8 protein-coding genes and 2 pseudogenes are annotated in these 10,180 nt (G+C 68.1%); 5 read left to right on the top strand and 5 right to left on the bottom strand.

The window, feature by feature from the left end; all coding sequences use genetic code 11:
- The first annotated feature begins 122 nt into the window (after positions 1-122).
- Positions 123-3,066, top strand: a pseudogene (gene uvrA / locus SYNGFB01_RS08530) (excinuclease ABC subunit UvrA).
- A gap of 201 nt (positions 3,067-3,267) precedes the next feature.
- Positions 3,268-5,404 (top strand): annotated as a pseudogene (locus SYNGFB01_RS08525) (HAD family hydrolase).
- A 38-nt stretch (positions 5,405-5,442) separates the two neighbouring features.
- Here the strand turns inward: SYNGFB01_RS08525 and SYNGFB01_RS08520 are convergent.
- Positions 5,443-6,402, bottom strand: a complete 960-nt coding sequence (locus SYNGFB01_RS08520; protein ID WP_048017709.1) for an LCP family protein — start codon at positions 6,400-6,402, stop codon at positions 5,443-5,445.
- Between the two features lie 76 nt (positions 6,403-6,478).
- Entirely contained in the window at positions 6,479-7,687 is a 1,209-nt protein-coding gene (gene purT, locus SYNGFB01_RS08515) for a formate-dependent phosphoribosylglycinamide formyltransferase (RefSeq protein ID WP_048017708.1), read from the bottom strand.
- A gap of 50 nt (positions 7,688-7,737) precedes the next feature.
- Between purT and SYNGFB01_RS08510 the strand changes: the two genes are divergently transcribed.
- Complete coding sequence (locus SYNGFB01_RS08510) at positions 7,738-7,908, top strand: cytochrome B6 (RefSeq protein ID WP_200900089.1); 171 nt, start codon at positions 7,738-7,740, stop codon at positions 7,906-7,908.
- Here SYNGFB01_RS08510 and SYNGFB01_RS08505 read toward each other — a convergent pair.
- The 3 genes from SYNGFB01_RS08505 to SYNGFB01_RS08495 are packed head-to-tail and all read right to left on the bottom strand — an operon-like array spanning position 7,905 to position 9,613.
- A complete protein-coding gene (locus SYNGFB01_RS08505) occupies positions 7,905-8,141 on the bottom strand; it encodes a hypothetical protein (RefSeq protein ID WP_048017707.1) in 237 nt (78 codons plus the stop codon). The genes SYNGFB01_RS08510 and SYNGFB01_RS08505 overlap by 4 nt on opposite strands.
- Positions 8,142-8,167: 26 nt before the next feature.
- Positions 8,168-9,295: a phospho-N-acetylmuramoyl-pentapeptide-transferase gene (mraY, locus tag SYNGFB01_RS08500; protein WP_072061593.1), complete on the bottom strand. Its 1,128-nt coding sequence runs from the start codon at positions 9,293-9,295 to the stop codon at positions 8,168-8,170.
- A 39-nt stretch (positions 9,296-9,334) separates the two neighbouring features.
- On the bottom strand, positions 9,335-9,613 hold the full coding sequence (locus tag SYNGFB01_RS08495) for a DUF3134 domain-containing protein (protein WP_048017706.1): 279 nt from the start codon (positions 9,611-9,613) through the stop codon (positions 9,335-9,337).
- A gap of 49 nt (positions 9,614-9,662) precedes the next feature.
- On the opposite strand from SYNGFB01_RS08495, the gene SYNGFB01_RS08490 reads away from it, so the two are divergent.
- Together SYNGFB01_RS08490 and SYNGFB01_RS08485 are read left to right on the top strand one after the other, a co-directional pair.
- Positions 9,663-9,887, top strand: a complete 225-nt coding sequence (locus tag SYNGFB01_RS08490) for a hypothetical protein (RefSeq protein WP_048017705.1) — start codon at positions 9,663-9,665, stop codon at positions 9,885-9,887.
- A gap of 25 nt (positions 9,888-9,912) precedes the next feature.
- On the top strand, positions 9,913-10,180 hold a 268-nt coding region (locus tag SYNGFB01_RS08485; RefSeq protein WP_048017704.1), incomplete at its 3' end, for an argininosuccinate synthase domain-containing protein.

Genomic DNA, 10,180 nt, shown 5'->3' with positions numbered 1-10,180 from the left:
CGTCTTCCAGCGCGTCAGCCTGGGCTTCAGCCTGGTCTTCGACCTGGTCGGCCTGCTCGCTCTGGCAAGCGCCGAGGCTGATAAGGCCAATGCTGGCAACGCTGGTGAGAATCAGTTTACGCATGTTTCGCTCMAMKRCCGCCCTGATGAGCCTCAACGGCGGCTCACTCGAGGAGGTGATCCGGGTCCGGGGTGCTCGACAGCACAACCTCAAGAACGTCGATCTGACGATTCCACGCAACCGGCTGGTGGTGTTCACGGGCGTCAGCGGCAGCGGCAAGAGCTCGCTGGCCTTCGACACGATCTTCGCCGAGGGGCAACGGCGCTATGTGGAAAGCCTCTCGGCCTATGCCCGTCAGTTTCTCGGGCAGGTCGACAAGCCCGACGTCGACGCGATCGAGGGCCTGTCCCCGGCCATCTCGATCGACCAGAAATCCACCAGCCATAACCCCCCGCTCCACCGTCGGCACGGTCACCGAGATCCAGGACTATCTGCGCCTGCTGTTCGGCCGCGCCGGTGAGCCCCACTGCCCGGAGTGCGACCGATCGATCCGGCCCCAGTCGATCGATGAGATGGTGGATCAGATCCTCAGGCTGCCGGAGGGCACCCGCTACCAGCTGCTCGCTCCGGTGGTGCGGGGCAAGAAGGGAACGCATGTGAAGCTGCTGAGTGGCCTGGTGGCCGAGGCTTCGCCCGCGTGCGCATCAACGGCGAGGTGCGTGAGCTGGCCGACAACATCGAGCTCGACAAGAACCACAGCCATCACATCGAGGTTGTGGTCGACCGGCTCGTCGCCCGCGACGGTATCCAGGAGCGGCTCACCGATTCGCTGCGCACCGCCCTCAAGCGCGGCGATGGCCTGGCGTTGGTGGAGGTGGTGCCCAAGGCCGATCAGGCGCTGCCGGAGGGGATCGAGCGGGAGCGGCTCTATTCCGAGAACTTCGCCTGCCCGGTGCACGGGGCGGTGATGGAGGAGCTCTCGCCGCGGCTGTTCTCGTTCAACAGCCCCTACGCGCCTGCGCCGACTGCCACGGCATCGGCCATCTGCGCAAGTTCACCGTGGAGCGGGTGATCCCCGATCCCTCGCTGCCGGTCTATGCCGCCGTGGCGCCCTGGGCCGAGAAGGACAACGCCTACTACTTCTCGCTGCTCTATTCGGTGGGCGAGGCGTTCGGGTTCGAGATCAAGACCCCCTGGAATCAGCTCAGCCCCGAGCAGCACGAAGTGCTGCTGCACGGTTCACGCGAGCCCATCCCGATCCAGGCCGACAGCCGCTATCGCCGCTCCCAGACCTACGTGAGGCCCTTCGAGGGCATCCTGCCGATCCTGGAGCGCCAGCTGCGCGACGCCAGTGGAGAGGCGATGCGCCAGAAGCTCGAGAAGTATCTCGAGCTGGTGCCCTGTGCCACCTGTCAGGGGCTGCGCCTGCGGCCCGAGGCCCTGGCGGTGCGGGTGGGGCCCTACCGGATCCATGAGCTCACCTCCACCAGCGTGGCCGAGAGTCTGCGCCGCATCGAGCAGCTGATGGGCGTGGGCGAGAGCGAGGGGTCCGCACCGCTGCTCTCGGACCGCCAGATCCAGATCGGTGATCTGGTGCTGCGGGAGATCCGTCTGCGGCTGAAGTTTCTGCTGGATGTGGGGCTCGACTACCTGAGCCTCGACCGGCCGGCGATGACGCTCAGTGGTGGGGAGGCCCAGCGGATCCGCCTGGCCACCCAGATCGGTGCCGGCCTCACCGGGGTGCTCTACGTGCTGGATGAACCGAGCATCGGTCTGCACCAGCGCGACAACGACCGGCTGCTCAACACCCTGATCAAGCTGCGGGATCTCGGCAACACCTTGATCGTCGTGGAGCACGACGAGGACACGATCCGCGCCGCCGACCACATCGTTGACATCGGCCCCGGCGCCGGCGTGCATGGCGGTCACATCGTGGCGGAGGGCAGCCTCGCCAACCTGCTGGCGGCCGAGACGTCGCTCACCGGGGCCTATCTGAGCGGCCGGCGAAGCATCCCCACCCCTTCCCAGCGGCGCAGCAGCGGCTCGCGCCGGCTCACCCTGGTGGCTGCCGCCGCAACAATCTCGGCGGCTTCGATCTGCAGATCCCCTTGGGCCGCCTGGTGTGTGTGACCGGTGTGAGCGGCAGTGGCAAGAGCACGCTGGTGAACGAGCTGCTGCATCCGGCACTCGAACACCAGCTGGGCCTGAAGGTGCCCTTTCCGGCGGGGCTGGACGAACTGCGGGGCATCCAGGCGATCGACAAGGTGATCGTGATCGATCAGAGCCCGATCGGCCGCACCCCCCGCTCCAACCCCGCCACCTACACCGGTGCGTTCGACCCCATCCGCCAGGTGTTCGCCGCCACGGTGGAGGCCAAGGCCCGCGGCTACCAGGTGGGCCAGTTCAGCTTCAACGTCAAGGGCGGCCGGTGTGAGGCCTGCAGCGGCCAGGGCGTGAACGTGATCGAGATGAACTTCCTGCCGGATGTCTATGTGCAGTGCGACGTCTGCAAGGGCGCCCGGTACAACCGCGAGACGCTCCAGGTGACCTACAAGGGCCACACCATCGCCGATGTGCTGGAGATGACGGTGGAGCAGGCCTGTGAGGTGTTCTCCGCCATCCCTCAGGCCGCCGATCGCCTGCGCACCCTGGTGGATGTGGGCCTGGGCTACATCAAGCTGGGTCAGCCTGCGCCTACCCTCTCGGGCGGCGAGGCGCAGCGGGTGAAGCTGGCCACCGAGCTCTCCAAGCGGGCCACCGGCAAGACCCTCTACCTGATCGACGAACCCACCACCGGTCTCAGCTTCTACGACGTGCACAAGCTGATGGATGTGATGCAGCGTTTGGTGGACAAGGGCAATTCGATCCTGGTGATCGAGCACAATCTCGATGTGATCCGCTGCTCCGACTGGGTCATCGACCTCGGGCCGGAAGGGGGAGACAAGGGAGGCGAGATCGTGGTGACGGGAACCCCGGAGGAGGTGGCCGAGCATTCCACCAGTCACACGGGGCGTTACCTCAGGCAGGTGCTGGCGCAGCATCCGTCTGCACGGGCGGCGGCCTGAAGTGGGCGTTTCATCACAAATCATTGCNGACCCGCGCCTGCCCAGCGTTCGCTCAGTGGGCTCTCCACACAGCGAGTCTCGCCATCCTGACTGAGACTATTGCTGCGCTGATCGCGCTACTGCAGGGCTGACAGCCAGTCAGATCCCGNCTATCGATAACGACAACCGCCATTGCCGTTCGTCGTTCGCCAGGAGCCCGCCATGGCCGGCCTCTACGTGCTGCATCTGCACCTGCATGGGTTGTTTCGATCCCATGACCTCGAGCTCGGTCGTGATCCCGACACCGGCGGGCAGACCACCTACGTGCTGGAGTTGGCTCGGGCCATGGCGGCCCGTCCCGAGGTGGAGCGGGTCGATGTGGTGACCCGGCTGATCCGCGACAGGCGGGTGTCGGCCGACTACGCGAAGCCCCTCGAGCCCCTGGCACCGGACGCCACGATCCGCCGGTTCGCCTTCGGGCCCAGCCGCTACCTGCGCAAGGAACTTCTCTGGATCCATCTCGATGAGCTGGCCGATGCCCTGGCCGAGGCCTTGCTGGCTCAGGAGCGGCTGCCCGACTGGATCCACGCCCACTACGCCGATGCCGGCTATGTGGGTGCATTGCTGCGTCGCCGCCTCGGCATCCCGCTGGTCTTCACCGCCCATTCGCTCGGGCGGGAGAAGCGGCGACGGCTGCTGGCCGCCGGGCTCGATGCCGTCCAGATCGACAGCCACTACTCCATGGCGCAGCGGATCGACGCCGAGGAGCTGGCTCTGGCCCACAGCAACCTGGTGGTGACGAGCACCCGCCAGGAGCTGGACCACCAGTACGCCCGCTACGGGCGCTTCCGGGCGGACCAGGCCCGGGTGATTCCTCCGGGGGTCGACAGCCGTCAGTTCTTCCCACCCCAGGCCGGTGCCGATGAATCGGCGATCAGGGAACTGATGGCCCCCTTCCTCCGCGATCCGGCCAAGCCACCACTGCTGGCGATCTGCAGAGCCGATCCGCGCAAGAACATCCCGGCGCTGGTGGAGGTGTTCGGCCGGTCGGAGCGCCTGCGGCGGCGCCACAACCTGGTGCTGGTGCTGGGGTGTCGCGATGACCCCCGCCAGCTGGAGACGGCGCAGCGGGATGTGCTCCAGCAGGTATTCGAGCTGGTGGACCGTTATGACCTCTATGGCCAGGTCGCTATCCGAAGCAGCACCAGCGCAGTCAGATTGCCGAGATCTACCGCTGGGCTTCCCGGCTCGGGGGCGTGTTCGTGAATCCAGCCCTCACAGAGCCTTCGGGCTCACCCTGCTGGAAGCGGCCGCCAGCGGTCTGCCCGTGGTGGCCACGGATGACGGCGGCCCGCGCGACATTCTCAACCGCTGCCACAACGGTCTGCTGGTGGATGTCTCCGATCTCGATGCTCTGCAGTCGGCGATCGAGCAGAGCCTGGCCGATCCGAATCGCTGGCGCCGCTGGCGCGACAACGGCATCGAGGTGGTCAGCCGCCATTTCAGCTGGGATGCCCACGTCATCCACTACCTGGGGGAGGCTCTGGCCAGCGCCCGGCAGGCGGTGAGTCTGCGCCCCACCCTCTGGTTCCGGCAGGGTCAGGCCGGTTCCGGCCGGCCGCCCCAGCGATTGCTGGTGCTCGATCTCGACGCCAGCCTGTCCTGCCCCGAGCCCGCCAGCCTGGCGGAACTGCGGCGCCGACTGGGCCGGCATCCCGGCCTGGCCCTGGCGGTCTGCACCGGCCGTGGCTACAAGGCTGCTCGCCAGCGCTACGCCGAGCTGCACCTGCCCGATCCCTGCCTCTGGATCAGCAGCTCGGGCACTGAGATCCACATCGCCACACCCCATGGCGATGTGTCGGATCCCCACTGGCAGCGCCATATCGGTCGTCGCTGGGACCGCGCAGCCGTGGAGCGGGCCCTCTCGGAACTGGGCACTCGGCTGGAGCTGCAACCCGAGGCTGATCAGGGACCCTTCAAGGTGAGCTACACGCTCACCGAACCCGATCAGGGGATCATCCCGCTGGTGCGCCAGACCCTTCGCCAGCACAGGTTGCTGGCCCGGCCCCACCTCTTCCACCACTGGTATCTCGATGTGCTGCCGCTGACCGCCTCCAAGACCGAGGCCCTGCGATACATGGCCCTCCGCTGGCAGATGCCGCTCGGGGCGATCCTCGTGGAAGCCAGTCAGCAGGGGGATGGCGAGTTGCTGCGGGGTCTGCCGCTGGGTGTGGTGCCGGAAGATCACGACCCAGCCCTCGACAGCCTCCGCAGCCATCGTGGGGTGTTCTTCTCATCGAGACCCCAGGCCTGGGGTCTTCTGGAGGGCCTGGATCACCACCGCTTCCTGCGCCACTGAGACCGTTGCAGGCTCAGCTGGGAGGTCTCCCTCCGGGCTCAGAGGGCGGGGTCGGCACTCTCCGCTGCGGCGAAGTGCTGGTTGCTCTCCGGCATCCAGTAGCTCAGGTCGTTGTGCCAGAACAGCCGGCCCGGCAATTGGCTGGTCTTCAGCTTCGTGCTGCCCATCGCGCTGACGAGCTGCGCCAGCTCAACGGGGTTGAGATCGGTCTTGACGTCGTCGCCGGCCACTTTGAGCAGCATGGGCAACCGGGCCAGTGTGACGGGATCGGCCAGCTTGCGGAACACCTCGGAGAGCACCAGCTTCTGGCGTTCCATCCGCCCGAGATCGCCGAGTTCGTCGTGGCGGAAGCGCAGGAAACCCTCCAGCGCTTCGCCTTTGAGCACCTGCGGGCCCGGCTGGAGGTCGATGTAGAGCCCCTGGGCATTGTCGACGTAGTACATCCGCTTGGGCACGTCGACCTCCACGCCGCCGACAGCCTCCGCCAGGCGTTCCACCGCCCGCAGGTTGATGCGCACGTAGCGATCCACCGGGGTGCCCAGCAGGGAGCTGAGCTCCTGTTTCACCGAGTCGATGCCGCCGAAGGCGTAGAGGGCGTTCGCCTTCACCACCCCGAACTGCTGCGATTCGATGAATGTGTCGCGTGGCACCTGCAGCAGTTCCGTGCTGCCGTCGTTGATCCGCACGGTCAGCATGACGTCGGTGTTGGCGCCGACCTTGTCGGTGCCGAGGACCACGATGCGGCGATTGCCGAGGCCCAGCGGGTGGATCATCCCAGCCAGGCTGGGCGGCGCCTGCAGCAATTTGGGCAGCGGTACCGCCAGCCCATAGCCCAGGGCCATGCCCAGCAGAAAGGGGAGCAGGGGAAGCCTGCGGCCGCCTGCAGGGCTCTTGCGGCGGCGCTGGGAACGACGGTCGTCCAGGTCGGTCACACCAGGATCCCCCGCCACGGGGTGGCGCTGCCGACGGCGGAGGAGCTCGGGTACGGCCTGGCTCATGGCGCTGTGATGTGGGCGCACCTTAAAGGCCGAAGCAGCCCTGCACCAGATCCCACTGGACCGTTTCAGCAGCGGATCAGCCGCCGCTCCGCACTGCGATCCGCCCCGCGGCGGCATCGGCCCGGTGGCGCGCCTCGGCCTCGCTGGACCCCCGGGCCAGCGCGACGCCCATGCGGCGCAGGGGCCGGGCCTCGGGCTTGCCGAACAGCAACACCTGGGTTTCCGGTTCAGCCAGGGCGTCGGCCACGCCGGCAAAGGTCACCGGAGCACCGGCGCCCTGGCTCAGAATCACGCGGCTGGCGGCCGGGCCGAGGCTGCGGATCTCGGGGATCGGCAGGCCCAGCACCGCGCGCAGATGCAGTTCGAACTCGCTGAGGTTCTGGCCCATCAGCGTCACCAGTCCGGTGTCGTGGGGCCGCGGTGAAAGCTCGGAGAACACCACTTCGAGATCGCCGCTGTCGGGCTGGCTCGCCCTGCGGCAGAGAAAGAACTCCACCCCGAACAGGCCGGCGCCGCCCAGGTTGTCGGTGACGGCCCGGGCCATCGCCTGAGCCGTCGCCAGAGCCGAGTCCGGCATCCGGGCCGGCTGCCAGCTGCACTGGTAGTCGCCGCGCTCCTGCACATGGCCGATCGGTGGGCAGAAGAGGGTGGGCCCGATCCACTGCTTCACGGTGAGCAGGGTGATCTCCAGCTCGAAGTGCAGGAACTCCTCCACGATCACCCGGGCGCCGGCGCCGCGGGCGCCTGCCAGGGCCGCCTCCCACGCGGCCGGGATCCCCTCGGGGTTCTGAACCACGCTCTGACCCTTGCCGGAGGAGCTCATCACCGGCTTCACCACCACCGGCCAGCCCAGGGGCGCGGCCGCGCTCGCCAGTTGTTCGGCACTTTCGGCATAGGCGAAGCGGGCCGTGCGCAGGCCCAGCTCCGAGGCGGCCAGATCGCGGATGCGGTCACGGTTCATCGTGACCGCCGTGGCCCGGGCGGTGGGGATCACGCTGATGCCCTCGCGCTCCAGCTCCGCCAGGGCATCCACCGCCAGGGCCTCGATCTCCGGGATCACCAGATCGGGTCGGTGGCGGCGCACCACATCCTTCAGCGCTTCGGCGTCGGTCATGGCGATCACCTCCGCCGTGTCGGCCACCTGCATGGCGGGGGCACCCGGGTAGCGGTCCACGGCGACCACGCGGCATCCGAGCCGCTGGGCGGCGATCGCCACCTCCTTGCCGAGTTCACCGCTGCCCAGGAGCATCAGGGTGCGGGGCAGGGTGTCAGCGGGTCTGGCCATCAGGGGAGTCGGCACGGTAGAGAAGGTCCTGATCTTCCTGCAGCGCTGTGGTGCCGTCAGCCCTGACCCTGGCCTACAGCACGGCCGGCGATGCGGCCAACAGCCTGCTGTTCGGCTGGGACATCGCCGATCTGCAGCGCTGGGCCCTGATCTACCTGGGTGCCTCGTCGCTGGCCTTCGTGCTGGTGTGGGTGGTGGGCTATCTGCGCCGCAGCGGCTAGGGCAGCAGGGTGAGCTGCCGCACCGCCGGCTCCTCGCTCACGAAGCCGTAGGCCTCGAACAGAGTCGGGTCGGGATGGGTGATGCGCTGGCCGTCGCTGTGCCGCTCCAGCCGGAAGCCCTCCCTTGCCATGCGCCGCATCAGGGCGGCTGCCTCCTCGAAGCGGGCCGCCATCGCCTCCAGACTGGCGCAGTCGGCCGTGAGTCCGCGTTCCGTCCAGGTGAAGTAGGCCATCGCGTCAGACCGTTGTCAGGGCGTCGTCAGGGCAGCAGCAGCACTCCCATCAGCACCAATAGCAGGCTTGCCGCCCAGAAGCGTCGTACCACCTGCTGCTCGCTCAGCCCGCCCAGCTCGAAGTGATGGTGCAGCGGCGCCATCCGGAACAGCCGCCTGGCCTGGCCGCTGCTCGGGTTCTTGGTGGCTTTGAACACCCAGACCTGCAGGATCACCGACAGCGATTCGGCGAGGAACACCCCACCCATCAGCAGCAACGGCCAGAGGCTGTTGGAGAGCAGGGCCACCGCGGCCAGGCAGGCGCCCATGGCGAGGGAACCCGTGTCTCCCATGAACAGGCGGGCCGGGTGGCGGTTGTGGGCCAGAAACCCCAGCCAGCAGCCCGCCATCGCGGCGCAGAACCCCGCCAGGGCCGGGTCGCCGTCATGGCCCCGCAGCATCAGCTGCAGCCCCATGCCGGTGAACACCACGGCACCGCAGCCGGCCGCCAGCCCGTCGAGACCATCGGTGAGGTTGGTGGCGTTGCTCTCCGCCAGAAACACGAACAGCCCCAGGGGCCAGATCAGCAGCCCCAGGGGCAGCACCCAGCCCAGGGGGAGAGCCACGTCGCCGGGATGGGCTCCTCCGAGCCACTGGCCTTGCGCGGCCCAGACCAGGAAGGCCAGCGCCACGCCGGCCTGGAGCAGCAGCTTGACCTTCGGGCTCAGGCCGGTGTTGTGCCGTCGGGTGAGGCTGCGCCAGTCATCGACCGCGCCGATGGCCATGGTGGCCAGGGTCACGGCGGCCACGGCCATCAGACGGGGATCGCCCGGGCTGATCAGCCCGCCCACGATCACCCCCACCGGCACCACCAGCAGTCCCCCCATCGTGGGGGTGCCCGCCTTGCTGAGATGCCCCTGCGGACCCTCCTCGCGGATCACCTGTCCCAGTTTCAGGGCCCGGAGCCGGGGTACCCCCCAGGCGGTCACCAGCGCGCTGATCCCCCAGGCGAGCAGCAGCGGGGGCGTGAGCAGGGAATTGGCGACCCGGATGTCGCTGAGCAGACAGGCCAGCAGAAGGATCAGCGCCAGCAGGGCTGCAGAAGCTGCGCCACCCCCTGATCGGCTGGATCTGGATCGGGTCGGGCTGGATGGGTTTGGAACCGTGCGGGTCAAGGGAACGGGAGCCGACCGTTCCAGTGTCCCGTGAAGGGATCAGTCCTCCCAGTCCTCCTCGGGTTGCTCGTCGGCGGGGTTGTATTCCTCCTTCTCGCCCATCAGGGCCGAGAGCTCCTCCTCTTCCACCGTGCTCACATCGGCTCCGGCGGTGTCCTCGTCGGCCACAAGTCTGCCGCTGCTCTCGAGCCAGCTGAGCAGATCCGGCTCCTCCCGCAGGGGCAGCACCGGCGCCGGCTCATTCCGGCCGTAGCGGGTGAGCGATGGATTGATGCTGTCGAGGGTGCTGCCGGCGGCACCGGCGCTGAGCTTGCTCATTCAGGCTTGGACGGGCCACGACCGATCCACCACCATAACGCGAGCCCCCATGACCCTCTCCAAGATCGGCGCCGTGCTGCGACTCTGGGCCCTGGCGCTGGCCCTCAGTGCCGCCCTGGTGGCGGCCGGTGAGCGCTGGCCCGAGCCGCTGGTGCCCCGTGGCGGTGCGATCGGGGCCCTGCTGCTCGGGCCGCCCCTGCTGATGACCCTGTGGCTGCTGCGCCGCTGGCGGCTGCAGAGCGGCGCCCCCGACAGGGGAGAATCGAGCGAGTGAACACGGATCACGGGGGAGTGCCTTGATGGGTCGGGCGAAGAAGGCGGTGCTGGCCTATTCGGGTGGCGTGGATACCAGCGTCTGCATCCCCTATCTGAAGAACGAGTGGGGCGTGGAAGAAGTGATCACCTTCGCCGCCGATCTGGGCCAGGGCGATGAGCTCGAACCGATCCGTCGCAAGGCACTGGATTCCGGCGCCAGCCAGTCGATCGTGGGTGATCTGATCGAGCCCTTCATCACCGAGTTCGCCTTTCCGGCGATCCGTGCCAATGCCCTCTACGAAGGCCGCTATC

It is taken from the genome of Synechococcus sp. GFB01 (assembly GCF_001039265.1).
Lineage (GTDB): Bacteria > Cyanobacteriota > Cyanobacteriia > PCC-6307 > Cyanobiaceae > NIES-981.
Note: the sequence above shows the minus strand (reverse complement) of the source record. Positions and strands in the feature narration are given on the sequence as shown.